Raw genomic sequence first — 26,836 nt, forward strand, 5'->3', positions numbered from 1 at the left:
GGGCAGGCCCTCAGTCGAAGGCTTCGCCCGCGCTCATGACCAGGGGGCGAATCTTCTGTAGCTGGGTTTCCAGGGTCACCGTCATGCTCGATGACAGCGAGAAGAAGGTGAGGAAGGCCTTGAGGTTGGAGTCGCCTTCACAGGTATCGTGAATGCGCTGCCAGAACGCCTGGTTGACCAGCTTGAGTTGCTGGAAATGCCGCACCAGGCCTTTCAGCTCCCAATCTGCCAGACGCCCTTCACGCATGTTGAAGTACTGCCGCGTGAGGTACAGCGACACCGCCCGCAGGATGAACTCCTGGTTGCTGGCAAAGGGCAGATGGTGCTGCGCCATCGGCCTAAGGCGCCCCAGCACCGGGCAGGCGCTGGTGGCCATGATCACCCCCAGCAGCGCCCGCAGCCCCTCTTCCAGGCCCAGGTTCTTGCTGTACTCACGTTCGGGGGTACGCACCCACACGCCAACCTTCTTGAAGGCGGGCAGGCCATGGAAGTCCTCGATGACGCGATGCAGGTCGACCGCTGCCGGGCAGTGGCTGAACTGCTCTCGGCTCAATGGACAGTTGCTGCATTGCTGATGCTCGAGGCGGGTCCAAGCTGGCGTGCGTTGCGCCAGCTCCGGGTCATACTCGCGATTCAGCTCGATCCGGTAGCTGAACTGATGTTCGTCATCCAGGGTGATGCGGTATTCGATGGCCATTGCCCATTCGTTCCTTGGTTAGCTTTCCAGCTCGGCCCAGCGCTCTAGCAACGCGTCCATTTCCTTCTGCAAGTCGTCGAGGCGCGCCAATACCTGCGTCGTGGTCTGCACCGGTTGCTGGTAAAAGGCAGGATCAGACACCTGCTCCTGCACCGCCGCCATTTCCTGTTCCAGGGCATCGATCTGCCCCGGGATCGCTTCCAGCTCGCGCTGCAGCTTGTAGCTTAGTTTCTTCTTCGCCGGCTCGGCGCTCTCCTGCACGGGCGCCGCAGCCGCCGGAGTCGGCGACTCGACGATGGCCGTGGCCAGCTCGGCCTTGCCGGACTTGCTCTCGCCAACCCCGAGCAGACGCGGTGAACCGCCCTGGCGCAGCCAATCCTGGTAACCACCGACGTACTCGCGCACCTTGCCCTCGCCCTCGAACACCAGGGTGCTGGTCACCACGTTGTCGAGGAAAGCACGGTCGTGGCTGACCATCAGCACGGTGCCAGGAAAATTGAGCAGGACTTCTTCGAGCAGTTCCAGGGTTTCCACATCGAGATCGTTGGTCGGTTCGTCCAGCACCAGCAGGTTAGCCGGTTTGCTGAACAGCTTGGCCAGCAACAGGCGTGCCCGCTCGCCACCGGACAAGGCCTTGACCGGGGTACGTGCGCGCTGCGGGCTGAACAGGAAGTCGCCCAAGTAACTCAGCACGTGGCGGCTCTGGCCATCGATGCTGATGAAGTCGCGGCCCTCGGCGATGTTGTCGATCACCGTCTTTTCCGGCTCGAGCTGGTGACGCAATTGGTCGAAATAGGCCACTTCCAGCTTGGTGCCCACCTCGATGCTGCCGCTGCTAGGTTGCAGGTCACCGAGCAGCAACTTGAGCAACGTGGTCTTACCGGTGCCGTTGGCACCCAGCAGGCCGATACGGTCGCCGCGCTGCAGCACCATGGAAAAATCCTTGACCAGCCAAGGGCCGCCGGGGTGGGCGAAACTGACGTTCTCGGCCACCATCACCTGCTTGCCGGACTTGTCCGCTGTCTCCAATTGAATATTCGCCTTGCCCTGGCGCTCGCGACGTTCGGCGCGCTCGGCGCGCATGGCCTTGAGCGCCCGCACGCGACCTTCGTTACGGGTACGGCGGGCCTTGATGCCCTGACGGATCCACACCTCTTCCTGCGCCAGGCGCTTGTCGAACAGCGCATTGGCGGTCTCCTCGGCGGCGAGCTGCTGCTCCTTGTGCACCAGGAAACTGGCGTAGTCGCCGTTCCAGTCGATCAGCCCCCCGCGATCCAGCTCGAGGATGCGCGTGGCCAGGTTCTGCAGGAAGGAACGGTCGTGGGTGATGAACAGCACGGCGCCGCCGAAATCCTTCAGCGCCTCTTCCAGCCAGGCGATGGCACCGATGTCCAGGTGGTTGGTGGGCTCGTCGAGCAACAGCAGATCCGGCTCGGATACCAATGCCTGTGCCAGCAGCACGCGGCGGCGCCAGCCACCGGAAAGCTCGGCCAGGGTCTTGTCGGCCGGTAACTGCAGACGGCTCAGGGTGCTGTCCACCAGTTGCTGCAGGCGCCAGCCATCCTTGGCTTCCAATTCCTGCTGCACGTGCATCAGCTGTTCGAGATCGTCGTCGCCCTGGATGTTCTGCGCCAAGTGGTGATAGCGGGCCAGCAGCTCACCGACACCGGCCAGGCCTTCAGCCACCACGTCGAACACCGTACGCTCGTCGGCACGTGGCAGCTCCTGCGGCAATTCGCCGATCTTCAACCCCGGGGCGCGCCAGATTTCGCCGTCATCGGGCATCTGATCACCCTTGACCAGGCGCAGCATGCTCGATTTGCCGGTGCCGTTACGGCCGATGATGCACACCCGCTCACCCCGGGCGATCTGCCAGGAAACCCCATCGAGCAGGGGCATGGCGCCATAGGCGAGGGAAACATCGGCGAACTTGAGCAGGGTCATGGGCATCTCCAAAAACAGGCCGGGCATTCTACCCGAGTTGGCGGGCGGCTGTTTCCGTTTCGACGAGCGCCGCGTTGCTGCGAGAAACGGCAACAGCCCCTAGTCTGTCGGGGTATTCGTTCAGTGTGTATCTGCTTGCTGCCGGCGCTTTCGCCGACCCGTGGCGAAAGGCTAAGCTAGAGACTGCAGCCAGATGGAACGGGCTGTCCATTTACCTGCTTGCCCCCTGGAACTGTCATGCGCGGTCGTCTCTTATCACTCGTTTCCTGCCTGATGCTCGGCACCCTCGGCATCACCTCTGTAGACGCAGCCAACCTGGCGCAACAGCGTCAGTACTACGATGCCGCCAAGCGCGCCCTGGCCAAGGGCGACAGCGGGCCTTATCGCCAGTACGCCAGTGCGCTACGCGACTACCCCTTGACGCCCTACCTGGCCTACGACGACCTGACCAACCGTCTGAAGTCGGCGAGCAACGCCGAGGTGGAGAAATTCCTCGCCGAACATGGCGACCTGCCCCAGGCTAGCTGGATGAAACTGCGCTGGTTGCGTCTGCTGGCCGAGCGCGGCGACTGGAAGCCCTTCCTCGCCCATTACGATCCCAAGCTCAACTTCACCGAACTCCACTGCCTGTACGGCCAGTACCAGCTCAGCCATGGCCTGAATGCCGAGGGCAATGCCACAGCCGAGAAGCTCTGGCTGGTGGGCAAGTCGCAGCCCGACGCCTGCGACCCGTTGTTCGAGCGCTGGACTGCCAATGGCCAGTTGACCGAACAACGTCGCTGGCAGCGCACCAAACTGGCGGTGGAGGTCGGCAACTACGGCCTGGCCAACTACCTGGTCAAGGGCCTGACGACCCTTGGCGCGCGCGGCAAGCTGCTGCTGGAAGTGGCGCAGAAACCGCAGATCCTCAAGCAGTCGGACCGTTTCACCCCGGCCGACGAGGCCATGGCCGATGTCGTGGGCCTGGGTCTGCGCCGCCTGGCCCGGCAGAACCCAGAAGACGCCCTGAGCCTGCTCGACAGCTACGCCCGGCGCATGAACTTCTCCCAGGACGAACAGGTGGCCATCGCCCGCCAGATCGGCCTGACCCTGGCACGTCGCTTCGACCCGCGTGGGCTCGCGGTGATGGCCAAGTACGATCCGCAGTTGCGTGATGACACCGTCAGCGAATGGCGTGCGCGCCTGTTGCTGCGTAGTGGTCGCTGGGATGAGGCTTACCAGTTGACCCAACGCATGCCGGCGGAGCTGGCCAGCAGCAATCGCTGGCGCTACTGGGCCGCGCGCAGCCTGCAACTGGCCCAGCCCGACAGCCACCAACCGGCCGTGCTGTTCCAGGCCCTGGCCAAGGAGCGCGACTTCTACGGTTTCATGGCCGCCGATCAGGTCAAGGCCCCCTACAGCCTGAACAACCAGCCGCTGGCGCTCGACCCCAAAGTGGTGCAGAAGGTGCGTAACACCGCCGGCATCAAGCGCGCCCTGGAATTCCACGCCCGCGGGCAGATCGTCGATGGTCGCCGCGAGTGGTATCACGTCAGCCGCCTGTTCAGCCGTGACGAACTGGTGGCCCAGGCGCGCCTGGCCTATGAGATGGGCTGGTACTTCCCGGCCATCCGCACCATCAGCCAGGCGCAATACTGGGACGACCTGGAGGTGCGCTTCCCCATGGCGCACCGTGACGAGCTGGTGCGTGAGGCGCAGCGGCGCGACCTGCATTCTAGCTGGGTGTTCGCCATCACCCGCCAGGAAAGCGCCTTCATGGCCGACGCCCGCTCCCACGCCGGCGCCATGGGGCTGATGCAACTGATGCCGACCACCGCCAAGGAAACCGCGCGCAAGTTCAGCATCCCCCTGGCCTCGCCACGCCAGGCGCTCGACCCGGACGTCAACATCCAGCTAGGGGCGGCTTATCTGAGCCAGGTCTACGGCCAGTTCAACGGCAACCGCGTGCTCGCCTCCGCCGCTTACAACGCCGGCCCCGGCCGCGTGCGTCAGTGGCTGCGCGGAGCCGATCACCTGAGCTACGACGTGTGGGTGGAGAACATTCCGTTCGATGAAACCCGCCAGTACGTGCAGAACGTGCTGTCATACTCGGTGATCTATGGGCAGAAGCTGGGCAACCCGCAGCCGCTGGTGGCCTGGCATGAGCGGTATTTCGATGATCAGTGAGTGTTGCGGGGATATCTCTGCACCATAAAAAACGCCGCGACTCCTCTCGGAATCGCGGCGTTTTTTATGGTTATTCGCAGGGGCTGGGGGAATCGGTATTGAGACCAGACTGGCAAGTTTGTGTTGGCTTGTTGCTTGTTCGGGTGCTTGTTCCGAATTGCCGCGTTTTTGTTGAAAGTTTTGGTTTCGCCCTCCCGGGCGAGTCACTTTTGTAGGGCAAAAGTAACCAAAACCCTCCGCCCGGTCATCCGGCCCTCGCTACGCGAGGGTTCGCTCACTCCATCGTCGCTCCAGAGGCCCGCCACGGTGGGCCATCCCTGGCCCATCGTGGCTCTCGCGGCATCCATGCCGCTCAACCTCTTCCACGACGATTCCGTTCGCCCTCCTGGGCGGGCTCTGCACGCGCCTGAACCCTAGGTAACCCAGAATTAGCGTGGAGTGCTTGAACATGGGTCAGCCTTAGGGCTGACCTGAATGCCGGCTGAAAGCCGGCAAGCTATTCAAGCGAATGAAAGTTTTGGTTTAACCCGACGGCCACGTCATGGCTCCACTGTTATCAGAGCACGCCGGTCATGCCCGGAACCGATGTACGTTCAGGCGCGCGAATGCCCCCTTCAGGAGGCCGAACGTAGGCATTGCGCAGGGGGCGAGCGGCATGGATGCCGCGAGATACCGATGGCGGCCCCGCTTAAAGGGCCAGGGATGGCCCTTGTAAGCCGACCCCGGAGCGGTGCCGGAGTGAGGGAAGTCGAGCGAAGCATGACGGGGACGCCTAGTTCCGAATGGCGGGGGTGCGTTTCTTTTGCTTACTTTTCTTTGCGCTGGGCGGCAATCCGAGTTCAAAGAAAAGTGAGTCGCCCGAGGGGGCGAAACCCGGAATATCTGGACACACCCAAGGCGGCGTCCAGAACTCCAACACAAGCCAACACAAAAACTTGCCAGCCCAGTATCAAAATGCGTGAAGAACAAGCCCCGCTTTAAAGACCGCTGACCAGCCCGGTGTCCTCGGCCGCGCCGACGATCACGTTCATGCATTGCACAGCCGCGCCAGCAGCGCCCTTGCCGAGGTTGTCCAGGCGTGCCACCAGTGTCACCCGCTCGGCATTGCCGAAGACGAACAGGTCAGCACGGTTGCTGTCGTTGCAGCCCTGCACGTCGAAGAAGCCTTCATCCAGGTTCTCAGCCCCTTCCAGCGGCATCACGCGGATAAAGCGCTCGCCGGCATAGTGGCGCTGCAGCGCCTCGTGCAGTTGTTGCGGCGTGGTGCCGGGGGCCAGACGATCCAGATGCAGCGGCACGGTCACCGCCAGGCCCTTGAGGAAGTCGCCGACGATGGGGCTGAACACCGGGGCCTGGGCAATGCCGGTCTGCACGCGCATTTCCGGCAGGTGCTTGTGCGCCTGGGGCATGGCATAGGGGCGCGGGCTCTTCAGGCGGGCGTCGCCGCCGGCTTCGTACTGGGCGATCATGGATTTGCCGCCACCGCTGTAGCCGGTCAGGGAGAAGGCACTGAGCGGGTAATCCTTCGGCAGCAGGCCGGCATCCACCAACGGACGCACCAGCAGGATGAAGGCCGTGGCATGGCAACCGGGGTTGGCGATGCGCTTGCTGGCGCGGATCGCCTCGCGCTGGCCAGCAGCCAGCTCCGGCAGGCCATAGGTCCAGCCAGTGTCGGTACGGAAGGCCGTGCTGGCGTCGATGATGCAGGTGTCGGGGTTGTTCACCAGGCTCACCGCCTCACGCGAAGCGGCATCCGGCAGGCAGAGGAAGGCCACGTCGGCGGCATTGAGCAGGCGTGCGCGCTCGGCGCTGTCCTTGCGCTTGGCCTCGTCGATGCGCAGCAGCTCGATGTCCGGGCGACCGGCCAGGTAATCCAGCAGACGCAGGCCGGTGGTGCCTTCCTGACCGTCGACGAAAACTTTGAACGACATGACATGACCTCTCGACAGGGGCCGGACCGTAACCGGCCTGAAACAGTGGACGAAACAGCGGGGCCATAGTGTCGGTCATGCGCGCGCTCACGTCACGCGCTTCGACGACATCAGACCCTCACTGCTGCCGTACGCGCACGCTGGCGGTCATCCCGGCACTGAGCTGGACGGACTCTGGCAAGGCATCGAAACGGATGCGCACCGGAATGCGCTGCGCCAGGCGCACCCAGTTGAAGGTCGGCTCGACATTGGCCAGCAATTGGCCGTCCGGGCTGGAATTGCGGTCGGTGATGCCACGGCTGATGCTGTCCACCGTGCCGCGTAGGGGCTGATCGCCGCCCATCAGCCAGACCTCCACCGGTGCCCCAACGCGGATGCGCGGCAGCTTGGTTTCCTCGAAATAGGCCTGCACGTAGAACGAGGCCTCGTCCACCAGGGCCAGCACCGGCTCGCCTGCGCGCACGTAGTTGCCTTCGGCCAGTTGCAGATTGGTCACCTGGCCGGCACGCGGCGCACGCACCTCGCTGCGCTGCACGTCCAGCTCGGCCAGCTTCACCGCGGCCTGTGCCTGCTGATATTGACCACGGGCGATCTCGGCGTTGATCTGAGCGTTTTCACGCAGCTCGGCGCTGATCGCCTGCGGCCCCAGGCGATCACGCCGCACCGCTTCGTGCTCACGCAGTCGCAGTTGTTGACGCCGCGTCTCAGCCACGGCCCGGGCCTGCTCCAGGGCGGCCTGATAGCGTTCACGATCCAGGCTCATCAACAGTTCCCCAGCCGCCACCTGCTGGTTGTCATGCACCTTCAGCTCACGCACCCAGCCGGACAGATCAGGGGCAATGGTGACCACATCGGCACGGATGCGGGCATCGCGCGTCCAGGGTGAATACAGGTAGTACTGCCACAGCCAGGTACCGGCGAGAATCGCCACGACCACCAGGCTCAAGGTAATGCCGACACGCAGGACGGAACGCATGCCTTTCTCCTCGCTCAATGTCCAAGCACGGCCACCACGGCCGCCAATACGCAGACGTACAAGGCGCAGTCGAACAGCGCCTCATGCCAGATCCAACGGGCCACCCCGACACGCTGCAGCCCCAGGCGCAGCAAGCCGGTCAACAACAGCGCCAACAGTGCATACAGCAGCAGCGGGCTGAGCAACACACCACCCAAGGCCCATTCACGCAAGCCCATCGACCTTCTCCTGTAATTGACACCAGCGCCGCCAACCGGCCTGCAATTGCAGCAGCGCCGCTTCGGCCAGACGCCGGTCGATGCTCGACGGCGCCGCCCGCAGAGCCTGCAGCAGCGCCTCAGTTGGGATATCGAGCCCCTCTTCGCGCTGCGCCGCCGGCCCCTGCAGCAGTTGCCGGCGCAACTCATCGAGAAAGCGCTCCTCGGCCTGCCCCAGGGAGCGATCCCCGGCGGCCAAACAGGCCCGCAGATGCAGCAGTTCGTCACCCAGATCCAGGCCGGCAATGCCATCATCCCAACGGCTGCGCGTCTGGCTGGGTAACGCCGGGTAATGGCGCGCCAGCAACATCAGGCGATCGGCCATGCGCCCACCGAACCAGCTTTCGGCACCGAGCAGTGGCTGTCGAGTCAGACGCGCCAGATCGCGCAAGGTTGCCTGCAACAGGCGACGGCCATGCCAGCGCGGGCTGCGCAGGCCGATCAGGTTGAAGGCCAGTACCGCGCAAGCGACGCCGATGAGCATGGCCTGGGCTTCGTTGAAAAAGAAAGCCAGGTCGTAGTTCATGTCGTTCTGTGGAGCGCAAAGCACGATGAAATGCAGGCAGAAGGAGGTTGCCGTCGCTCCCAGCGCCGGCTTGGCCATACCCAGTGCGCCGAAGAACAGCGGCACGCCGAGAGCCAGGCAGAGCATGACGAAGCCATTGAGCTGGGGCAGCAGAATCTGCCCGACGAAGAAGGCCACCGGCAGCGCATAGAAGATGCCGCGCAGGAACAGCAAGCCGATCTGCGCCGCATTCTCGCGACTGGCGAACAGGCTGCAGACCACGCTGGCCAGCAGCATCGCGCCGCTGGCGGCAGGCCAGGCGGTGGCCATCCAGAATGCCGCCAAAGCCAGGAAGGCCAGCGCACTGCGGCTACCGTAGAGCAATGCAGTCTGCCAGTCGCGGTGCCAAGACAAGGCCGGTGGCAGGCTGCCACGCACCTCGCCCTGCTCCACCGCCAGCAGCGAGCCTGCGGCGGTTTCCAGGCGCAGCACGAGCAGCGCGAGGCGTTCCAGACAACGCCTCTGCGCCGCGCTCAGCCCCTCGTCCTCGGCCACTTCGCGCATCTGCTGCGCCAACGTGGCGCAGCGCTGGCCAGGCGCCTCGGCCAGGCAGTCGCGCACACGCTGCATCCAGGGTGCGAGCAGCAGACTCTCTACCCCGTCGAGCTGCCGCCACTGGCGCCCGACGCCACGCGCCAGACGCAGCAGGCCGAGCAGGTCACGACTGAGCAGGCGCAAGGCGGCGGCGCGCTGACGGCCGCGCTGGCCCTCGAACCAGGCATGTTCGCGCTGGGCATCCACCGCCACCATGCGCCCCAGTACATCCAGCAGCCCCTGGCGCGCCATGGCCTCGCCCGCCAGCGCCTGGCTCGCCGCCCCGACCCCGGCCTGCCACAGGCTGCGCGCCTGCTGAGCCAGTTGCCGCTCCACACGCTGCGGCCAGAGCACGGCACTGACCACCGTGGCGCAGGCGATGCCCAGGGCGATTTCGGTGCCGCGCGCGACGGCCTGGTCGAATACCGTCAGCGGGTGGCTGATGGCCGGCAGGCCGATGATCGCCACCGTGTAACCGGCCAGCACGAAGGCGTAGCTCCAGGCGCTGCGCAGCATGGTCGAGGCCGCCGTGCACAGGCCCATCCACAGTGCCACGGCAATCAGGAACAACCAGGGCGCCTGGGCGAACAAGGCGATCATCAGCACCGACATGCTCGCCCCGATCAGGGTGCCGAGCAGCCGCGCCAGGCCCTTCTGCACCACCATACCGGACAGCGGCTGGGCGACGATGAAGGCCGTCATCAAGGCCCACTGCGGCTGCTCCAGGCCAAAACGGAACGCGCACCACAGTGCCAGGCCGCCGGCCAGCAGGGTCTTGATGGCGAACTGTAGGGCCTGCACGCTGGGTGCAAAGAAGGCCGATAGGGCTTCACGCATGGGCTTGGGCTGTGGGGTCAGGACAGAAGCAGCATAGACATTGGCACGGGCGAACGGCCAAACGCGACAATTATTAGCCTGCTATCTAATTTTCGTCCAGTGCTGATCTTATGGAGACAGCGTTCAGTCGCCTGGGATCATCGGTTTGTTTTTTATTTGGAACATGAACCAGAACTGCTTGCTGACACCGGACTGGCAAGTTTGTGTGCTGGTGGGCGTTATGGATGCCGCTTCGGTACAAAAGTGACTCGCCCGGGAGGGCGAAACCAGAGACATCAACAAAAACGCGGCAATTCGGAACAGACACAAGAACAACCAACACACATACTTGCCAGTCCGGTTTCAAGCCCGAATCCCCCATCCGCCGGCAAAAAAGCCAAAAAAAAGGGCGACCGAAGTCGCCCAAATTGCCTTGCGTGCCCAGTGAACTGGAAGGATCAGCTCTGCTTGCGCTTGTGCGCATCCTTCCAGATGAAATAACCAACGCCCCCGAAGAACGCGACCATCAGAAGAACGGTGCCGACTCCGGCGAGAACCACTGTATCGACGAACATGGCTGCCTCCTGTTGTGCCTGTCTGTCTGGGATGGCTTCACGTTAACAGCGCTGGCGCCACGGAAATTGATCTGGATCAATGCTCACCCGGCCCCTGCTCGCAAGGCGCGTACGATACTGATCCAGGTCAAGAAATGAGGGGGGGCGAAGGCGAACGCGGCGGATGCCGCGTCAGGAAGGGAACACGTGTGGACTTTCAACGCTTCTTGGGCTTGCCCTTGGGCTTTTTCTTGCCCTTGCCCAGCGGCAATACCTGCTCGAATACCTGGCGCATTTCGTTGAGGCGCTTGTCGTTGAGGTCGTGAATGCGCTTGTCGCGCTCAGCGGCGAAGTCGATCAGCTTGTCGTCATGGCTCATAGCGGAAACCGGATCAGGCGAAAGGTCAGATTCAGGCGTGGCGCGCAGGCTTGGCGCGTCTTCGCCACTTGATGCTGCCAATGATGCTGGGTCGGCCCGCGCATGACCAGTAGCGAGCCGTGGGTCAAGGTCAACGAATGCTCGATACGCGTACTGCCCACCCGGCGCAGGTCGAAGCGCCGGCTGCCGCCCAGGTTCAGCGAAGCGATCAACGGGTTGCGGCCCAGTTCGGCCTCGGCATCGCTGTGCCAGCCCATGGAGTCCTGGCCATCGCGATAGTAGTTGAGCAGCACGGCGTTGAGTCGTTGCCCCACTTCACGCTCGACACGCTGGCGAATCTCGGCCAGCAAGGGCGTCCAGGGCAAGGGTTGATGGATAATGCCCGAATAGCGATAGCGCGCCTCGGGCTCGCCGTACCAGGCCGTCAGCCGTGGCACGCGGTGATAGCGGCCATGGATGAACAGCTCCGGCTGCTGCCAGGGCGTCTGTTCGACCAGAGTGTCGAGCCAGGAATCGGCCAACGCGGCATCGACCCAGCCGGGCAGATAATCCAGCTCGGCATCGGCCAATGGCGGAAGAACATCCTCGAACAACACCTTGAAACCCCGTCAGAAAGCCTGCGATGGAAGTTCGTCAGACCTCCACGTCCACCCACAGCCCTTGCCTGGGCAAATCGCCAAGCGCCTGCTCGACCTCCTCCTGCTCCGCCTCGGCCATTTGCTCAGGCGTATAACCACGCCGCTGTCGACGCCGCTGCTCTTCGCGCAGCAGCTCCTCGGTTTCCTGCGGGTGGCGCTTGTCCAGGGTCAGGGCGCTCTCCTGCGCACCCGGCTCGGCTGGCGTCACCGGCGGAATATCGGGCCTGGGCTTGACCACGTCCTGCGTGGCAGTGACCGGCACCAGGCTATGAGGAATCGGTGGCAGCATCGCATAGCCCCCTCTTTGGTCAGGCTTTCGGCAGCGCAACGCCCAACTTTACGGGCGCTCGCCAGACTTTCGACCGAATGCTTCACTGATAGTGCCATAGCCGCTTTGGCCTTGGCGCGGCATCCGTTACCATAGCCGGCTTTTTCACGCGGGAGACAGGCATGGCGCAGTATCAACCGGGGCAACGCTGGATCAGTGACAGCGAGGCGGAATTGGGGCTTGGAACCATCCTCACCGAGGACGGCCGTCTGCTCACCGTGCTCTACCCAGCCACCGGCGAAACGCGTCAGTACGCTACCCGCAACGCGCCGCTGACCCGCGTGCGCTTCGCCCCAGGCGACGAGATCACCCACTTCGAGGGCTGGAAGCTCGCCGTGCAGGAGGTGGAGGATGTCGACGGTCTGCTGGTCTACCACGGCCTCGATGCCCAGCATAAGCCGGTCAGCATGCCGGAAACCCAACTATCGAACTTCATCCAGTTCCGCCTGGCCAGCGACCGCCTGTTCGCCGGACAGATCGACCCGCTGGCCTGGTTCGCCCTGCGTTATCACAGCCTGGAGCACAACAGCCGCCTGCTGCAATCCTCGCTCTGGGGCCTGGGCGGAGCGCGCGCGCAACCCATCGCGCACCAGTTGCACATCGCCCGCAGCGTGGCCGACCGTATCGCCCCGCGCGTACTGCTGGCCGACGAAGTGGGCCTGGGCAAGACCATCGAAGCCGGCCTGGTGATCCACCGCCAACTGCTTTCCGGGCGTGCCAGCCGGGTACTGATCCTGGTGCCGGAAAACCTGCAGCACCAATGGCTGGTGGAAATGCGCCGACGCTTCAACCTCGACGTGGCGCTGTTCGACGCCGAGCGTTTCATGGAAAGCGACGCCAGCAACCCCTTCGAGGATTGCCAACTGGCGCTGGTCGCCCTGGAGTGGCTGAAGGACGACGAGAAAGCCCAGGACGCCCTGTTCGCCGCCGGCTGGGATCTCTTGGTAGTGGACGAAGCCCACCACCTGGTCTGGCACCCGGAACAAGCCAGCGCCGAATACGCGCTGGTCGAGCAACTGGCCGAGGTCATCCCCGGCGTGCTGCTGCTCACCGCCACGCCCGAACAGCTCGGCCAGGACAGCCACTTCGCCCGCCTGCGCCTGCTCGACCCCAACCGCTTCCACGATGTCGAGGCCTTCCGCGCCGAAAGCAGCCAGTACCGCCCGGTGGCCGAAGCAGTGCAGGAGCTGCTCGACCATGGCAGCCTCAGCGCCCAGGCACGCGATGCCATCGGCGGCTTCCTCGGCGATGAGGGCCGCGAACTGCTGGACGCCATCGACGCCGGTGATGAAGACGCCCGCGCGCGCCTGGTGCGCGAGCTGCTCGACCGCCATGGCACCGGCCGCCTGCTGTTCCGCAACACCCGTGCGGCGGTGCAGGGCTTCCCCGAGCGCGAACTGCACCCCTACCCGCTGCCCTGCCCGGTGGAATACCTGGAGCTGCCCATCGGCGAGCACGCCGAGCTGTATCCGGAAGTCAGCTACCAGGCGCAGGAAGAGGTGGACGAAGAGCAGCGCTGGTGGCGCTTCGACCCGCGTGTCGAGTGGCTGATCGACACCCTGAAGATGCTCAAGAAGTTCAAGGTGCTGGTGATCTGCGCCCATGCCGAGACCGCCCTGGATCTGGAGGACGCCCTGCGCGTGCGCTCCGGCATTCCGGCCACGGTGTTCCACGAAGGCATGAGCATTCTCGAACGCGACCGCGCCGCCGCCTACTTCGCCGACGAAGAATTCGGCGCGCAGGTGCTGATCTGCTCGGAAATCGGCTCCGAGGGCCGCAACTTCCAGTTCGCTCACCATCTGGTGCTGTTCGACCTGCCGGCCCACCCGGATCTGCTCGAACAACGCATCGGCCGCCTCGACCGCATCGGCCAGAAGCACAAGATCCAGTTGCACGTGCCGTACCTGGAAACCAGCCCGCAAGAGCGCCTGTTCCAGTGGTATCACCAGGCCCTGAACGCCTTCCTCGCCACCTGCCCCACCGGCAACGCCCTGCAGCACCAGTTCGGCCCGCGCCTGCTGCCACTGCTCGAAGGCGCCGACGGCGACCAATGGCAGGCCCTGATCGACGAAGCCCGCGCCGAGCGTGTGCGCCTGGAAGGCGAACTGCATAACGGTCGTGACCGCCTGCTGGAGCTGAACTCCGGCGGCGCCGGTGAAGGCGAGGCACTTGTGGAGGCCATCCTCGAACAGGACGACCAGTACACCCTGCCGATCTATATGGAAGAGCTGTTCAACGCCTTCGGCATCGACAGCGAAGACCACTCCGACAACGCCCTGATCCTGCGCCCCAGCGAGAAGATGCTGGACGCCAGCTTCCCGCTGGGCGACGACGAGGCGGTGACCATCACCTACGACCGCGAACAGGCCCTGGCCCGCGAGGACATGCAGTTCATCACCTGGGAACACCCTATGGTGCAGGGCGGCATGGATCTGGTGCTGTCCGGCTCGATGGGCAACACCGCCGTGGCGCTGATCAAGAACAAGGCGCTCAAGCCCGGCACCGTGCTGCTGGAGCTGCTCTACGTCAGCGAAGTGGTAGCGCCACGCAAGCTGCAACTGGGTCGCTTCCTGCCGCCAGCCGCGCTGCGCTGCCTGCTCGATGCCAACGGCAACGACCTGGCGGCAAAAGTCGGCTTCGAGACGCTCAACGACCAGTTGGAAAGCGTGCCGCGCGCCAGCGCCAACAAGTTCATCCAGGCGCAGCGCGACGTGCTGAGCAAGCAGATCGCTGCCGCCGAGGCGAAGATCATGCCGCGCCACGTCGAGCGTGTCACTGAAGCCAAGCGCCGCCTGAGCGCTGAGCTGGATGAAGAACTGGCGCGTATGGTCGCCCTGCAAGCGGTCAATCCCAGCGTGCGTGACAGTGAGATCGCCGCATTGCGCGAGCAGCGCGAACAAGGCCTGGCCATGTTCGACAAGGCCGCCTTGCGCCTGGAAGCGATTCGCGTACTGGTCGCCGGCTGACGCTGAACGCGGTGGGTGCAGCTCACCCACCGCGCGGCGGCACGATACGCCACTCGCTTTGGCGCCCCTCGCTTTGGCGCCCCTCGCATTGGCAACCGCACGGCCACTGGCCATAGTTGCGCCATTCTAATAACGAAGGGGTCTTGTCATGCGTTGGTTGCTGCTCGGTCTGTCGGGTGCTGCGGTCTTTCTCTACGGCCGAATCAGCGGCGATGCACAACTGAGCCTGCTGTCCAAGGGCATTCCGGTAATCGTCCTGCTGCTCTGGCTACGCCAGGCGCCAGCTAGCACCTACCGGCGCTGGATCAGCATTGGCCTGCTGTTTTCCCTGGTGGGCGACATCCTGCTGGACTGGCCTGGCGATCTGTTCGTGTTCGGCCTCGGAGCCTTTCTCCTCGCTCATCTGGCCTACCTGCGCGCCTACTGCTCCGACAGTCGTCGTCCGGCTCTGCCTCCCCTGCTGCTGGCACTGGCTGCCGGAGGCACGATGTTCGCCGTGCTGGCCAGCAGCGGCCTGGGCGAGCTGCTGATTCCGGTGGCCTGTTACGCCACGGCGATCTGCCTGATGCTCTGGCGCGCCCTGGCCCGCCTCGGCCACCCTGACCTGCAACCGCGCTCCACCTGGCTCGCTGCGGGCGGCGCGGCGCTGTTCGTGCTGTCCGACAGCCTCATCGGCATCGACCGCTTCGTCGTCAGCTTCGACGCCGCCCCCTACGCCATCATCCTCACCTACTGGCTCGGCCAGTGGGGCATCACGGCCTCGGCCTTCGAGCGCCAGAACGCCTGAGACTGGCGGCGAAGGTTTCCACTTGCAATCGCATAAACCTGTGGGAGCGAATTCATAGCGAATATCGCAGATAAATCCGCGCCTACAGAAGCGTGCCATCTGCGGTGAAGGTAAAAGGATTGCCCTGCACTTGCAGCTTGTAGCCTGGGGCTTGCGGCTGTCTTTTTGCTAAAATGCCGGCCTTTTCCGCTACCCGTTGTCATTGCCGTGAGCCAAGAACCCGACCGCCTGTTCGCCCAGCCCCTGGCCGAAGTGCCCGATTTCGTCTTCAACGAGGATGTGGTGCGGGTCTTCCCCGACATGATCAAGCGCTCGGTGCCCGGCTACCCCACCATAGTCGAGAACATCGGCGTGCTCGCCGGCCAGTTCGCCCAGCCACACACCCGGCTGTATGACCTCGGCGCCTCGCTCGGTGCGGTGACCCAGGCCCTGCGCCGCCATGTGCGCGCCGATGGCTGTCAGGTGATCGCAGTGGACAACTCGCCGGCCATGGTCGAACGCTGCCGCGAGTACCTGCACGCCCAGGACGCCATGTTCCAGGAGCTGCTGCCGGTGCAGGTGATCGAGGCCGACATTCTCGCCCTCGAGTTGCAGCCCGCCTCGCTGGTGACACTGAACTTCACCCTGCAATTCATCCCACCAGAGCGCCGTCTGGAACTGCTCACGCGTATCCGCCATGCCCTGTTACCGGGCGGCGCGCTGATCCTCTCGGAAAAACTGCGCTTCGAGGACGCCGCCGAGCACGAGCTGCTCACCGAGCTGCACCTGGCCTTCAAGCGCGCCAACGGCTACAGCGAACTGGAAATCGCCCAGAAGCGCAGCGCCATCGAGAAGGTGATGCTGCCCGACAGCCTCGAGCAGCATCGCGAACGGCTATTGGCTGCCGGTTTCAGCAAGGTGCTGCCCTGGTTCCAGTGCCTGAACTTCGCCTCGCTGGTGGCCCTGCCATGATGCGCGACCTGGATCTCGACGCCCTGCAGGCGCAACTGGCTGGCACTCCGCTGCAGGAGTGGGCAGCCGATCTGCCCGGCCAGCTCGACGCCAAACTGGCCATCGGCCACGGCGACCTGGCGCGCTGGTACGGCGCCGTGCAGGCGCTGCCGCCACTGCCGGTGAGCGAAGTGGAACTGGCCCAGCGCTTTGCCTTTGGCGGTGCCTGCGACGAGACCACACGTGTCCAGTTGAAGACCGCCCTGCAGGGCTTGATTCCCTGGCGCAAGGGGCCGTTCGAGCTGTTCGGCGTGCATGTCGACACCGAATGGCGCTCGGACTGGAAATGGCAGCGCGTCGCCCCGCATCTGGAGCTGGCCGGTAAGCGCATCCTCGATGTCGGTTGCGGCAACGGCTACTACATGTGGCGCATGCTCGGTGCAGGCGCCGACAGCGTGGTCGGCATCGACCCCAACTGGCTGTTCCTCTGCCAGTTCCTGGCGATGAAGCGCTACCTGGCGGATCAACCGGTCTGGCACCTGCCGTTGGCCTTCGAGGAACTGCCAGCCAAGCTGCAGGGCTTCGACACGGTGTTCTCCATGGGCGTGCTGTACCACCGCCGCTCGCCCATCGACCACCTGCTCGACCTCAAGGACGCCCTGGTCAAAGGCGGCGAACTGGTGCTGGAAACCCTGGTAGTGGAAGGCGATGCCGAACAGGTACTGGTGCCCGAGGATCGCTACGCGCAGATGCGCAACGTCTGGTTCCTGCCCTCGGTGCCGGCGCTGGAGCGCTGGCTGCGCCGCGCCGGCTTCGAGGACGTGCGCTGCGTCGACGTCAGCACCACCTCGGTGGAAGAACAGCGCGCCACCGAGTGGATGCGCTTCCAGTCGCTGCCCGAATTCCTCGACCCAGCCGACCACAGCCGCACCGTCGAAGGCCTGCCGGCGCCGACCCGCGCCGTACTGATCGCACGCAAGCCGTAGGGCGAAGCTCGTAGGGCGAACCGGGACGCCGGCCGCTCGTAGCGCCAGCGAACAATCTGCCGGGCCATGCCGGGTTCGGCACCACAATCAACGCCCAACACTCCAACGGCGTACTGCTTCGCAAACGGATCGCTACCGCTACGCCCTACGCACTCGGCCTCAATATTTGCCGCGTAACCACTGTGCCCGCCGCTGGGCGATCAACCGCAGCGGCTCGCCAGCGCCCTGCTCTACCACGCCACGGGCACTGCCCAGGCGAATCCACCCCTCAATGTCCTGCGCCAACAGACGGCGCATACGCCGACGCCAGAACCAGGCGCCAACCCAGTCGACGATGGCATTCTGCAGATCCAGCGGCCACATGGCGGGCATGTAGAACTCAGGCATGGGCGGACGGGGCTTGTCGCTACGATTAGAACCTTTCATCACCTTTCCTCCTGTCGCTGCCGGCTCGTGCCGGGCTTGCGATGAGGATGAAACGCGCCTATCGTTTAAACAAACGACAAATTTAAAACCAATTATTAAGAAAAATTTAACTTCATGAATGCTATAGCACCCACGCCCCTGCCGCTGCTGGAAAGCGATGTACTGCGCACCTTTGTCGCCATCGCCGACAGCGGCAGCTTCACCCGTACCGCCGCCCAGGTGTTTCGCAGCACGGCAGCCGTCAGCCTGCAGATCAAGCGTCTGGAGGAAACCCTCGGCCAGCGTCTGTTCACCCGCGAAGCCAGGCGCGTGCAACTGACTGCCGAGGGCGAACTGCTGCTGGGCTACGCCAGGCGCCTGCTCAAGCTCAACGAGGAGGCCGTGGCGCGCTTTCTGACGCCGACCTTGAGCGGCCGCGTGCGCTTCGGCACGCCGAACGATATCGGCGACCGCGTGCTGCCCGGCGTATTGACCTTGTTCGCCCACAGCCACCCCGCGGTAGAGGTGGAGGTCAACGTCGGGCGCAGCGTGGATCTGGTGGCGAAGCTGGATGCCGGCGAGCTGGATCTGACCCTGATCAACGCCGGCTGCGATGGCCTGGACGACTCGCGCGGCGAAATCATCTATTCCGAGGAACTGGTCTGGGCGGGGCGTGACGGCGGCCTGGCCCTGCAGCGCTCGCCTTTGCCGTTGGCGCTGGCCAACCCGGGTTGCCCCTGGCGGCGAATGGCGCTCGACGCGCTGGATCGCCAGGGTCTGAGCTACCGAATTGCCTATTCCTGCGAGCAGTGCGCCGGCCAGGAGGCAGCGATGACCGCCGACCTGGCCATCGCCCCCTTCCCGCGCAACCTGGTCAAACCGCCGCTACGCCGACTCGGTACGGAACAGGGTTTGCCACCGCTGGGTGAGTACCATATCAAGCTGATTCGCGGTCACCAGCTCAACGAGGCTATCGAGGCACTCGCCAGACAGATGGTTCAGGCGTTCGCGCAAGGCTGAGTAGGGTGCCCTGTGCGCGCCGGTAAATACCGCGGAATCTGCCCGGTGCGCACGGCGCACCCTACGAGAGGCCGCCCGACAGGGCACCGAGCGACGGCATAACGCCCCTCCCCTTCCTGCGTTCAGCCGCGATTGGCCGCCGCGACGATCAGCGCTTTCATCTCCGCCACCGCCTGCTTGAAGCCGACGAACAGGGCATGGGAGACCAGCGCGTGGCCGATGTTCAGCTCATTGATGCCCATGATCGCCGCCACAGCCTCGACATTGTGATAGTGCAGGCCATGGCCGGCGTTGACGATCAGGCCATGGTTCAAGCCGCAGATGACGCCATCGCGGATGCGCGCCAGCTCCTGGGCCGCCTCCTCTGCCGTGTGGGCATCGGCGTAGCGCCCGGTGTGCAGCTCGATGGCCGGCGCGCCGACGCGCATGGCCGCCTCGATCTGCCGTTCCTCGGCGTCGATGAACAGCGACACCTCGCACCCCGCCAGCGACAGGCGCTCCACGGCGGCGGCGATGCGCGCCTCCTGCCCGGCCACGTCCAGGCCGCCTTCGGTGGTCAGCTCCTGGCGGGTTTCCGGCACCAGGCAGACATGTGCCGGGCGAATCTGCTCGGCGAAACCGAGCATGAAATCGGTGACGCCCATCTCGAAGTTCATTCGCGTCTGCAACACGTCGGCCAGCACCCGCACGTCGCGATCCTGAATGTGCCGGCGGTCTTCGCGCAGGTGCACGGTGATGCCGTCGGCCCCCGCCTCTTCGGCGTCCAGCGCAGCCTTGACCGGATCGGGGTAGCGCGTGCCACGCGCCTGGCGCAAGGTGGCAACGTGATCGATGTTGACACCTAGCAGAATACGATTGGCCTCAGTCACGCTTGGGCTCCTTGAGCGTCATGAAAAGTTCGCGGCTGACCAGCGGTCTGCCGCCAAGATGGGGGGCCAGCGCCTGGCGCATCAGGCGCTTGGCGGCGGCCAGGGCGCCTGGCGTCTGCCAGTCGGCCTCGGCCATGGCCAGCAGCTCGCGCCCTTGGAATACTCCAGGCTGCAATTGCAACACCGGCACCAGGCCGAGATCCTGCTGCCAGCGATACAGGCCGGCGGGATCGATGGGCTGATCGTGCTGGTCGCGATCCAGGGCGAAACCATAGCCCAAGTCATCCAGCAAGCGCCATTCAAACGCACGCAGCAAGGGCTCCAGCGGCCGCCCGGCGGCCAGCGCCTGCAGGGTCAGGGCGTAATGTTCGAGCATCACAGGGTGCGGATCTTCGGCCGGCAGCAGGCGGATCAGCAGCTCATTGAGGTAGAGGCCGGAAAACAGCGCCTCGCCGCTCAGCAGCAACGGGATGCCGGTGCTTTCCAGACGGCCAACGGTCTTCAGCTCGCCACGCCCGCGCAGCTCCAGTTCCAGCGGCGCGAATGGCCGGGCGATGCTGCCCACCTTGCCGCGCGCGGCACGCAGTACCGCCCGTACCCGCCCCTGAGCGGTGAAGAAGTCCACCAGGGCGCTGCTTTCCTTGTAGGGGCGGCTATGCAAGACATAAGCGGCAAGCTGCACGTTGCAAGCCTCAAGCAAGAGCGGGCTTGCAGCTTGTGGCTTGCAGCTTGCGGCTCAATCCAGGTAACCCAGCGAACGTAGGGCGCGCTCGTCGTCGGACCAGCCGCCCTTGACCTTGACCCAGAGGTTGAGCATCACCTTGGAGTCGAACAGGGTCTCCATGTCCTTGCGTGCTTCCTGGCCGATACGTTTGATGCGCTCGCCCTTGTCGCCGATGATGATTTTCTTCTGCCCGTCGCGCTCCACCAGAATCAGCCCGTGGATATGCAGGATCGGGCCGTCCTGCTTGAACTCCTCGATCTCCACGGTGATCTGGTACGGCAGCTCGGCACCGAGCTGGCGCATGATCTTCTCGCGGATCAGCTCGGCCGCCAGGAAGCGGCTGGAGCGGTCGGTGATCTGGTCTTCCGGGTAGAAATGCTCGGACTCCGGCAGGCGCTCGCCCACCAGCTTCTCCAGGGTGTCGAGGTTCTGCCCCTGCAGCGCGGAGATCGGCACGATCTCGGCCTGCGGCAGTTGCTCGGCCAGCCAGTTCAGGTGCGGCAGCAACTCGCTCTTGTCTTCCAGGCGATCAGCCTTGTTCACTGCCAGGAGGATCGGGCATTTGACGTGCTGCACCTTCTCCAGCACCAGTTGATCCTCGTCGGTCCAGCGCATGCGGTCGACCACGAACACCACCACGTCGACGTCCTTCAACGCGGTGGACGCGCTGCGGTTCATGTAGCGGTTGAGCGCCTTGTCGTTGTTCTTGTGCAAACCGGGGGTGTCGACGTAGACGGCTTGAACATTCCCCTCGGTCTTGATCCCGAGCATGTTGTGACGGGTGGTCTGCGGCTTGCGCGAGGTAATCGCCAGCTTTTGCCCGAGGATGTGGTTGAGCAGCGTCGACTTGCCCACGTTGGGCCGGCCGACGATGGCGACGTAGCCGCAGCGGGTCACAGGTGCATCAGTCATTGCCATTCTCCACCCCGAGAGCGATCAGCGCCGCGGCCGCAGCGACCTGCTCGGCGATACGCCGGCTGCCACCCTGGCCCAGGGTCTTTTCATTGAGCAGCGATACCTGACACTCGACCATGAAGGTGCGGCAGTGCGGCTCGCCCTGGATGTCCACCACCTCGTAACGAGGCAGTTCGCAGGCGCGCGACTGCAGGAACTCCTGCAGGCGCGTCTTGGGATCCTTGTTGGTGTCCACCAGGGTCAGGCCATCGAGCTCGCTGCTCAGCCAGGCCAGCACGCGCTCGCGCGCCGCGTCCATACCGGCGTCCAGGTAGATGGCGCCGATCAGTGCCTCGAGGGCATCGGCGAGGATCGACTCACGGCGGAAGCCGCCGCTTTTCAGCTCGCCGGAACCCAACCGTAGGTAGTCGCCCAGCTCGAAGCCACGGGCCAGCACGGCCAGGGTCTCACCCTTGACCAAGCGCGCCCGCAGCCGCGAAAGCTGACCTTCGCGGGCCTGGGCGAAGCGCTCGAACAGCGCCTCGCCAGCGACGAAGTTGAGGATGGCATCACCGAGAAATTCCAGCCGCTCGTTGTTGCGGCCGGCGAAGCTGCGATGGGTCAGGGCCAGGAGCATCAGATCCTGGTCCTTGAAGCTGTAACCGAGCTTGCGCTCAAGACGGGAAAGATCAGGACTCACGGCATTCGTACACGAAATTCTTTATCGAAATTGACCACCAGATCGAGGTTCTCGATCAGCGGCTCACGCTTCTCGTACTTCAGGTGCACCCGGAACTCGTTGTTCTCCAGAGTCACCTTCACGGCGTCGCGCGGGTTCAGGTCGCGGATGTTGTTGACCTGCATGCCCTTGCTCAGGTGATTGTAGAAATCCCCCACGGTACGCACGTCAGCCGCCTTGTCGGTTTCCACCGAGGTGATGATCTTTTCCATGGACATGTAGTCCATGTAATGCGGCAGCACCTTGAACGCAGTGCTGGCGAAGAATGCAACGACGGCCAGAGTCACCAGCCAGCCGAGAATGGAAAGCCCCTGCTGCGAACGCGCGAAAGTCATATGTGTCCCCAGATGATTCCGTTGTATGGGAAAGCCTTTACGGCAGCACTAGTTATAGCCTGGCGCGCTGCACACCACAGCGCACCCGTGCTCAATGAATCAGGCCGACGCGGGAGAAGTTGGGCAGATGGCTGGTCTTGGGTTCCGGCCAGCTCATCCAGATGGCGAAGGCCTTGCCGACGATATGGTCGTCCGGAACCATGCCCCACAGCTCCTTGGGAATATGGCGATCACGCCAGAAACGGCTGTCGTTGGAGTTGTCGCGGTTGTCGCCCATCATGAAATAGTGCCCCTCCGGCACCACCCACTGGCCACCGGGCTCACGGCGCATGCGAGTCATCTCCTTGCGGATGACGTGCTCCACCTGACCCAGGCGCTCCTGATACAGGGTCGCACTGCCGAGGCTACCCGGCTCCTCGCCAATCAATTTCTCCGCCACCGGCTCACCGTTGATCAGCAGGCGCTTGCCCTGGGTGTACTCGATGCGATCACCCGGCAAGCCCACCACGCGCTTGATGTAGTTGATGCTCGGGTCGCTGGGGTAGCGGAACACCATCACATCGCCACGCTGCGGATCACCGACCTCGATCACCTTGGTATCGAGCACCGGCAGGCGGATGCCGTAGGCAAACTTGTTGACCAGGATGAAATCGCCCACTTCCAGGGTCGGCTTCATCGACCCGGACGGAATCTGGAACGGTTCGACCAGAAACGAGCGCAGCACCAGGACGATGGCCAGCACCGGGAAGAAGGACTTGCCGTACTCGACCAGCACTGGCTCCTTGCTCAGGCGTTCGAGCACCCGCTCATCGGGCTCGTCGACACGCCCCTGATAGGCTGCAATCGCCGAGCGGCGCCGAGGCGCCAGCAGGATCAGATCGATCAGCGCGAGAAAGCCGCAAACGGCGACGGCGATAACCAACAGAAGCGGGAAATTGATCGACATAGAGCCTTAGCTATCCACTTTCAGTACGGCAAGGAAGGCTTCCTGCGGAATCTCCACACTGCCCACCTGTTTCATACGTTTCTTACCGGCCTTCTGCTTCTCCAGCAGCTTGCGCTTACGGCTGACGTCACCACCGTAGCACTTGGCCAATACGTTCTTGCGCAGTGCCTTGACCGTGGTACGGGCCACGATCTGGCCGCCGATGGCCGCCTGGATGGCGACATCGAACATCTGCCGGGGAATCAGTTCCTTCATCTTCTCGGTCAGGGCGCGGCCTTTGTAGTGCGCCTTGTCGCGATGCACGATCAGTGCCAGGGCATCCACCTTCTCGCCGTTGATCAACACATCGAGCTTGATCAGATTAGCCGACTCGAAACGGTCGAAGCTGTAATCGAGCGACGCATAACCACGGCTTACCGACTTCAGCCGATCGAAGAAGTCCAGAACCACCTCATTCATCGGCAGATCGTAGGAAACCTGTACCTGATTGCCGGTGAACTGCATGTCGCGCTGCACACCGCGCTTCTCGATGCACAGGGTGATGACGTTGCCCAGATGCTCCTGCGGCACCAGGATATTGGCGCGCACGATCGGCTCGCGCATGTCGGCGATCGAGGCCAGATCCGGCAGCTTGGACGGGTTGTCGACATAGACCACCTCGCCGCTCTTGAGCTCCACCTCGAAGACCACGGTCGGCGCGGTGGTGATCAGATCCAGGTCGTACTCGCGCTCCAGGCGCTCCTGGATGATCTCCATGTGCAGCATGCCGAGGAAGCCGATGCGGAAGCCGAAGCCCAGGGCGTCGGAACTTTCCGGCTCGTACTGCAGCGCGGCGTCGTTGAGGGTCAGCTTCTGCAGGGCCTCGCGGAAATCCTCGAAGTCATCGGAGCTGACCGGGAACAGGCCGGCATAGACCTGCGGCTTGACCCGCTTGAAGCCGGGCAGCATGTCCACGTCCGGGGTGCTGGACAGGGTCAGGGTGTCGCCCACCGGCGCGCCGTGAATGTCCTTGATGCCGGCGATGATGAAGCCCACTTCACCGGCCTTGAGGTCTTCGGTGGCGGTGTGCTTGGGGGTGAACACGCCGACGCTGTCGACCTGGTGCACCTTGCCGGTGGACTTGACCAGCACCTTGTCGCCCTTCTTGATGCGGCCATGGCGCACGCGCACCAGCGACACCACCCCCAGGTAGTTGTCGAACCAGGAATCGATGATCAGCGCCTGCAGCGGTGCCTCGATCTCTCCGGTGGGCGGCGGGATGACCTTGACTAGCTGCTCGAGCACGTCCTCCACGCCCATGCCGCTCTTGGCGCTGCAGGGCACGGCATCGGTGGCGTCGATGCCAATGATGTGCTCGATCTCGTCCTTGACCCGCTCCGGCTCGGCCTGGGGCAGGTCCATCTTGTTCAGCACCGGCATGACCTCCAGGCCCTGCTCGATGGCGGTATAGCAGTTGGCGACCGATTGCGCCTCGACGCCCTGGCCGGCGTCTACCACCAGCAGCGCGCCTTCGCAGGCCGCCAGGGAACGGCTGACTTCATAGGTGAAGTCGACGTGGCCGGGGGTGTCGATGAAATTCAGCTGGTAGGTCTTACCGTCCTGCGCCTTGTAATGCAGGGTGACGCTGTGCGCCTTGATGGTGATGCCACGCTCGCGCTCCAGATCCATGGAGTCCAGCACCTGGGCCTCCATTTCCCGCTCGGACAGGCCGCCGCAGATCTGGATGAAACGATCCGCCAGGGTCGACTTGCCGTGGTCGATGTGGGCAATGATGGAAAAGTTACGGATATGACTCAGGTCACTCACAGATCAACACTCGAAGAGGGCACAGGCAATACGCTTGCCGAAAATAGCCGCGGATTGTACCCGATCCCTCACGCCTGCGTCACGCTTGGCGCACCGCCCGGCAGACATGCAAAGGGCGCTCGAAAGCGCCCTTGCTGGGGGCTGTTGCCGTTTCGACGCAAGCCACGCGCGAAACGACAACAGCGTGCAGGCTTACTCGGCCAGCTTGAAGGTGATGAAGCTGGCACGGCCCTGGCGCAACACGCGCATCGACACCGAGCGGTTCTTCGGCAGATCCTGAGCCACCTTGTTGAAGGTGCTGGTGGAGTCGATGGCCTGATTGTTTAGGTGGGTGATCACATCCCCCGGACGCAGACCGATCATTGCGGCCGGGCCGTCGAGCACTTCCTTGACCACTACGCCACCCTTGAGATCCAGCCCCTTCTTCTGCTCGGCCGTGAGTTCGACCACGGTGACGCCCAGGCGGTTGTTGCTGCGCTCGACCGCCTCACCACTGGCAGTCAGCTCCTGCCCCTCTTCCGGCAGCGTGCCAATGGTGACGTCGAGCTTCTTGCGCGAACCGTCACGCACCACGTCGAGCACGGCCTTCTCGCCCGGCTTGAGACCGCCTACCAGATGCGGCAGATCGGCCGACATGATGATCGGCTCACCATTGAGCGCCAGAATCACGTCACCTACCTGCAGGCCACCCTTGTCAGCCGGGCCGCCTTCCATCACCTGCGCGACCAGGGCACCGGCCGGCTTGTCCAGGCCGAAGGATTCGGCCAGATCCTTGTTCACTTCCTGAATCACCACACCCAGCCAGCCACGGGTCACCTTGCCGCCAGCCTTGAGCTGATCGGCAACCTGCATGGCCACATCGATGGGAATGGCGAAGGACAGGCCCATGAAACCGCCGGAACGAGTGAAGATCTGCGAGTTGATACCGACCACTTCCCCCTCGAGATTGAACAGCGGGCCACCGGAGTTACCCGGGTTGATCGCCACGTCGGTCTGGATGAATGGCACGTAGCTGTCGCTCGGCAGACTGCGCCCCTTGGCACTGACGATACCGGCAGTCACCGAGTGATCGAAGCCGAACGGCGAACCGATGGCCAGCACCCACTCGCCGACCTTGAGATCCTCCGACTTGCCCAGGCGTACGGTCGGCAGGTTCTTGCCGTCGACCTTGAGCAGGGCCACGTCGCTGCGCGGATCGGCCCCCACCAGCTTGGCTTCCAGTTCGCTGCGGTCGGACAGACGCACGATGATCTCGTCGGCATCGGCGACCACATGGTTGTTGGTCATGATGTAGCCATCGGGCGAGATGATGAAGCCCGAGCCCAGCGACTGCGCTTCGCGCTGACGTTCCGGGCGGCGCGGCGCCTGCGGAATGCTGCGCTCGAAGAACTCACGGAACATCGGCGGCAGGCCTTCCAGATCGGGCAGGCCAGGCTGCCCTGCCATGGCGCGCTCGGGCACCTTCTGTCGCGTACTGATGTTCACCACCGCCGGCGAGGCCTCCTCCACCAGGGGCGTGAAGTCAGGCAGATCGGCATTCGCCACCAGACTCTGCCCCCAGAGCAAGGCGGCCATTAGCAACGGCACAACGGACTTGATATTTCTCATTGGCTACGACTCCAGCTGCAGAAGAAAATACGCGCG

Annotated in this window: 25 protein-coding genes; 6 read left to right on the forward strand and 19 right to left on the reverse strand. The window is 64.1% G+C overall.

The genetic code is table 11. The features are described from left to right. Positions 1–10: 10 nt before the first annotated feature. Both PVE35_RS14370 and PVE35_RS14375 read right to left on the reverse strand, forming a co-directional pair. A complete protein-coding gene (locus PVE35_RS14370; RefSeq protein ID WP_268183092.1) occupies positions 11–697 on the reverse strand; it encodes a hypothetical protein in 687 nt (228 codons plus the stop codon). 18 nt (positions 698–715) lie between these two features. Then, on the reverse strand, positions 716–2,641 hold the full coding sequence (locus tag PVE35_RS14375; RefSeq protein ID WP_277372186.1) for an ATP-binding cassette domain-containing protein: 1,926 nt from the start codon (positions 2,639–2,641) through the stop codon (positions 716–718). A gap of 237 nt (positions 2,642–2,878) precedes the next feature. Here PVE35_RS14375 and PVE35_RS14380 point away from each other — a divergent pair, with 237 nt between their 5' ends. After that, positions 2,879–4,807: a transglycosylase SLT domain-containing protein gene (locus tag PVE35_RS14380; protein ID WP_277372187.1), complete on the forward strand. Its 1,929-nt coding sequence runs from the start codon at positions 2,879–2,881 to the stop codon at positions 4,805–4,807. A gap of 977 nt (positions 4,808–5,784) precedes the next feature. Here the strand turns inward: PVE35_RS14380 and argC are convergent. The 8 genes from argC to PVE35_RS14420 form a co-directional block, all read right to left on the reverse strand. Next, positions 5,785–6,738, reverse strand: coding sequence for an N-acetyl-gamma-glutamyl-phosphate reductase (argC, locus tag PVE35_RS14385; RefSeq protein WP_277372188.1), 954 nt, complete (start codon positions 6,736–6,738; stop codon positions 5,785–5,787). Positions 6,739–6,856: 118 nt separating this feature from the next. After that, complete coding sequence (locus tag PVE35_RS14390; protein WP_277372189.1) at positions 6,857–7,714, reverse strand: efflux RND transporter periplasmic adaptor subunit; 858 nt, start codon at positions 7,712–7,714, stop codon at positions 6,857–6,859. A 14-nt stretch (positions 7,715–7,728) separates the two neighbouring features. Further along, positions 7,729–7,932, reverse strand: coding sequence for a DUF1656 domain-containing protein (locus tag PVE35_RS14395; RefSeq protein ID WP_277372190.1), 204 nt, complete (start codon positions 7,930–7,932; stop codon positions 7,729–7,731). Then, positions 7,919–9,907 carry an FUSC family protein gene (locus tag PVE35_RS14400; protein ID WP_277372191.1) on the reverse strand — a complete coding sequence of 663 codons (1,989 nt, stop codon included), beginning with the start codon at positions 9,905–9,907 and terminating at the stop codon, positions 7,919–7,921. The genes PVE35_RS14395 and PVE35_RS14400 overlap by 14 nt, the downstream gene beginning before the upstream one ends. A 437-nt stretch (positions 9,908–10,344) precedes the next feature. Beyond that, a complete protein-coding gene (ccoM, locus tag PVE35_RS14405) occupies positions 10,345–10,461 on the reverse strand; it encodes a cytochrome c oxidase subunit CcoM (protein ID WP_017361612.1) in 117 nt (38 codons plus the stop codon). Between the two features lie 196 nt (positions 10,462–10,657). Then, positions 10,658–10,819, reverse strand: coding sequence for a hypothetical protein (locus PVE35_RS14410; protein ID WP_268183076.1), 162 nt, complete (start codon positions 10,817–10,819; stop codon positions 10,658–10,660). Continuing rightward, positions 10,816–11,415 (reverse strand): alpha-ketoglutarate-dependent dioxygenase AlkB, encoded by a 600-nt coding sequence (locus tag PVE35_RS14415; protein WP_277372192.1) that lies wholly within the window; start codon positions 11,413–11,415, stop codon positions 10,816–10,818. Before PVE35_RS14415 ends, PVE35_RS14410 begins: the two co-directional genes overlap by 4 nt. A 37-nt stretch (positions 11,416–11,452) precedes the next feature. Then, positions 11,453–11,746 (reverse strand): aspartate-semialdehyde dehydrogenase, encoded by a 294-nt coding sequence (locus tag PVE35_RS14420; RefSeq protein ID WP_277372193.1) that lies wholly within the window; start codon positions 11,744–11,746, stop codon positions 11,453–11,455. Between the two features lie 161 nt (positions 11,747–11,907). Here PVE35_RS14420 and rapA point away from each other — a divergent pair, with 161 nt between their 5' ends. From rapA to cmoB, 4 genes are all read left to right on the forward strand, one after another. Further along, a complete protein-coding gene (gene rapA, locus PVE35_RS14425; protein WP_277372194.1) occupies positions 11,908–14,751 on the forward strand; it encodes an RNA polymerase-associated protein RapA in 2,844 nt (947 codons plus the stop codon). Positions 14,752–14,899: 148 nt separating this feature from the next. Further along, the gene (locus tag PVE35_RS14430) at positions 14,900–15,538 is read left to right on the forward strand and encodes a lysoplasmalogenase (RefSeq protein ID WP_277372195.1); all 639 of its coding nucleotides are present in this window, start codon (positions 14,900–14,902) and stop codon (positions 15,536–15,538) included. A 207-nt stretch (positions 15,539–15,745) separates the two neighbouring features. Next, positions 15,746–16,489: a carboxy-S-adenosyl-L-methionine synthase CmoA gene (gene cmoA / locus PVE35_RS14435; RefSeq protein ID WP_277372196.1), complete on the forward strand. Its 744-nt coding sequence runs from the start codon at positions 15,746–15,748 to the stop codon at positions 16,487–16,489. Next, positions 16,486–17,454 carry a tRNA 5-methoxyuridine(34)/uridine 5-oxyacetic acid(34) synthase CmoB gene (cmoB, locus tag PVE35_RS14440; RefSeq protein ID WP_277372197.1) on the forward strand — a complete coding sequence of 323 codons (969 nt, stop codon included), beginning with the start codon at positions 16,486–16,488 and terminating at the stop codon, positions 17,452–17,454. Before cmoA ends, cmoB begins: the two co-directional genes overlap by 4 nt. 159 nt (positions 17,455–17,613) lie before the next feature. Here cmoB and PVE35_RS14445 read toward each other — a convergent pair whose 3' ends face one another. Then, positions 17,614–17,880 carry a hypothetical protein gene (locus PVE35_RS14445; RefSeq protein WP_277372198.1) on the reverse strand — a complete coding sequence of 89 codons (267 nt, stop codon included), beginning with the start codon at positions 17,878–17,880 and terminating at the stop codon, positions 17,614–17,616. Between the two features lie 114 nt (positions 17,881–17,994). On the opposite strand from PVE35_RS14445, the gene PVE35_RS14450 reads away from it, so the two are divergent. Further along, positions 17,995–18,879, forward strand: a complete 885-nt coding sequence (locus tag PVE35_RS14450; RefSeq protein ID WP_277372199.1) for a LysR substrate-binding domain-containing protein — start codon at positions 17,995–17,997, stop codon at positions 18,877–18,879. A 122-nt stretch (positions 18,880–19,001) separates the two neighbouring features. On the opposite strand, the gene pdxJ is transcribed toward PVE35_RS14450, so the two are convergent. The 8 genes from pdxJ to PVE35_RS14490 form a co-directional block, all read right to left on the reverse strand. Further along, on the reverse strand, positions 19,002–19,748 hold the full coding sequence (gene pdxJ, locus PVE35_RS14455; protein WP_268183057.1) for a pyridoxine 5'-phosphate synthase: 747 nt from the start codon (positions 19,746–19,748) through the stop codon (positions 19,002–19,004). Further along, on the reverse strand, positions 19,741–20,430 hold the full coding sequence (gene recO, locus PVE35_RS14460) for a DNA repair protein RecO (protein WP_268183056.1): 690 nt from the start codon (positions 20,428–20,430) through the stop codon (positions 19,741–19,743). Before recO ends, pdxJ begins: the two co-directional genes overlap by 8 nt. A 54-nt stretch (positions 20,431–20,484) precedes the next feature. Then, the gene (era, locus tag PVE35_RS14465; RefSeq protein ID WP_277372200.1) at positions 20,485–21,384 is read right to left on the reverse strand and encodes a GTPase Era; all 900 of its coding nucleotides are present in this window, start codon (positions 21,382–21,384) and stop codon (positions 20,485–20,487) included. After that, positions 21,377–22,066: a ribonuclease III gene (gene rnc, locus PVE35_RS14470; RefSeq protein WP_277372201.1), complete on the reverse strand. Its 690-nt coding sequence runs from the start codon at positions 22,064–22,066 to the stop codon at positions 21,377–21,379. The genes era and rnc overlap by 8 nt, the downstream gene beginning before the upstream one ends. After that, complete coding sequence (locus PVE35_RS14475; RefSeq protein WP_277372202.1) at positions 22,063–22,440, reverse strand: DUF4845 domain-containing protein; 378 nt, start codon at positions 22,438–22,440, stop codon at positions 22,063–22,065. The genes rnc and PVE35_RS14475 overlap by 4 nt, the downstream gene beginning before the upstream one ends. A 91-nt stretch (positions 22,441–22,531) precedes the next feature. Next, positions 22,532–23,386 (reverse strand): signal peptidase I, encoded by an 855-nt coding sequence (gene lepB / locus PVE35_RS14480; protein WP_268183048.1) that lies wholly within the window; start codon positions 23,384–23,386, stop codon positions 22,532–22,534. Positions 23,387–23,392: 6 nt separating this feature from the next. Next, positions 23,393–25,192: a translation elongation factor 4 gene (lepA, locus tag PVE35_RS14485; protein WP_268183046.1), complete on the reverse strand. Its 1,800-nt coding sequence runs from the start codon at positions 25,190–25,192 to the stop codon at positions 23,393–23,395. A 192-nt stretch (positions 25,193–25,384) separates the two neighbouring features. Further along, positions 25,385–26,800 (reverse strand): DegQ family serine endoprotease, encoded by a 1,416-nt coding sequence (locus tag PVE35_RS14490; protein WP_268183044.1) that lies wholly within the window; start codon positions 26,798–26,800, stop codon positions 25,385–25,387. Between the last annotated feature and the right edge of the window lie 36 nt (positions 26,801–26,836).

The sequence above is a fragment of the Pseudomonas sp. AA-38 genome, assembly GCF_029457475.1.
Taxonomy (GTDB): Bacteria; Pseudomonadota; Gammaproteobacteria; order Pseudomonadales; family Pseudomonadaceae; genus Aquipseudomonas.

What these genes read in the sequence shown, in the direction of transcription:
- PVE35_RS14370 (WP_268183092.1), bottom strand. Translation starts at nt 697, where the DNA reads ATGGCCATCGAATACCGCATCACCCTGGATGACGAACATCAGTTCAGC.
- PVE35_RS14375 (WP_277372186.1), bottom strand. Translation starts at nt 2,641, where the DNA reads ATGACCCTGCTCAAGTTCGCCGATGTTTCCCTCGCCTATGGCGCCATG.
- PVE35_RS14380 (WP_277372187.1), top strand. Translation starts at nt 2,879, where the DNA reads ATGCGCGGTCGTCTCTTATCACTCGTTTCCTGCCTGATGCTCGGCACC.
- argC (WP_277372188.1), bottom strand. Translation starts at nt 6,738, where the DNA reads ATGTCGTTCAAAGTTTTCGTCGACGGTCAGGAAGGCACCACCGGCCTG.
- PVE35_RS14390 (WP_277372189.1), bottom strand. Translation starts at nt 7,714, where the DNA reads ATGCGTTCCGTCCTGCGTGTCGGCATTACCTTGAGCCTGGTGGTCGTG.
- PVE35_RS14395 (WP_277372190.1), bottom strand. Translation starts at nt 7,932, where the DNA reads ATGGGCTTGCGTGAATGGGCCTTGGGTGGTGTGTTGCTCAGCCCGCTG.
- PVE35_RS14400 (WP_277372191.1), bottom strand. Translation starts at nt 9,907, where the DNA reads ATGCGTGAAGCCCTATCGGCCTTCTTTGCACCCAGCGTGCAGGCCCTA.
- ccoM (WP_017361612.1), bottom strand. Translation starts at nt 10,461, where the DNA reads ATGTTCGTCGATACAGTGGTTCTCGCCGGAGTCGGCACCGTTCTTCTG.
- PVE35_RS14410 (WP_268183076.1), bottom strand. Translation starts at nt 10,819, where the DNA reads ATGAGCCATGACGACAAGCTGATCGACTTCGCCGCTGAGCGCGACAAG.
- PVE35_RS14420 (WP_277372193.1), bottom strand. Translation starts at nt 11,746, where the DNA reads ATGCTGCCACCGATTCCTCATAGCCTGGTGCCGGTCACTGCCACGCAG.
- rapA (WP_277372194.1), top strand. Translation starts at nt 11,908, where the DNA reads ATGGCGCAGTATCAACCGGGGCAACGCTGGATCAGTGACAGCGAGGCG.
- PVE35_RS14430 (WP_277372195.1), top strand. Translation starts at nt 14,900, where the DNA reads ATGCGTTGGTTGCTGCTCGGTCTGTCGGGTGCTGCGGTCTTTCTCTAC.
- cmoB (WP_277372197.1), top strand. Translation starts at nt 16,486, where the DNA reads ATGATGCGCGACCTGGATCTCGACGCCCTGCAGGCGCAACTGGCTGGC.
- PVE35_RS14445 (WP_277372198.1), bottom strand. Translation starts at nt 17,880, where the DNA reads ATGAAAGGTTCTAATCGTAGCGACAAGCCCCGTCCGCCCATGCCTGAG.
- PVE35_RS14450 (WP_277372199.1), top strand. Translation starts at nt 17,995, where the DNA reads ATGAATGCTATAGCACCCACGCCCCTGCCGCTGCTGGAAAGCGATGTA.
- era (WP_277372200.1), bottom strand. Translation starts at nt 21,384, where the DNA reads ATGACTGATGCACCTGTGACCCGCTGCGGCTACGTCGCCATCGTCGGC.
- PVE35_RS14475 (WP_277372202.1), bottom strand. Translation starts at nt 22,440, where the DNA reads ATGACTTTCGCGCGTTCGCAGCAGGGGCTTTCCATTCTCGGCTGGCTG.
- lepB (WP_268183048.1), bottom strand. Translation starts at nt 23,386, where the DNA reads ATGTCGATCAATTTCCCGCTTCTGTTGGTTATCGCCGTCGCCGTTTGC.
- PVE35_RS14490 (WP_268183044.1), bottom strand. Translation starts at nt 26,800, where the DNA reads ATGAGAAATATCAAGTCCGTTGTGCCGTTGCTAATGGCCGCCTTGCTC.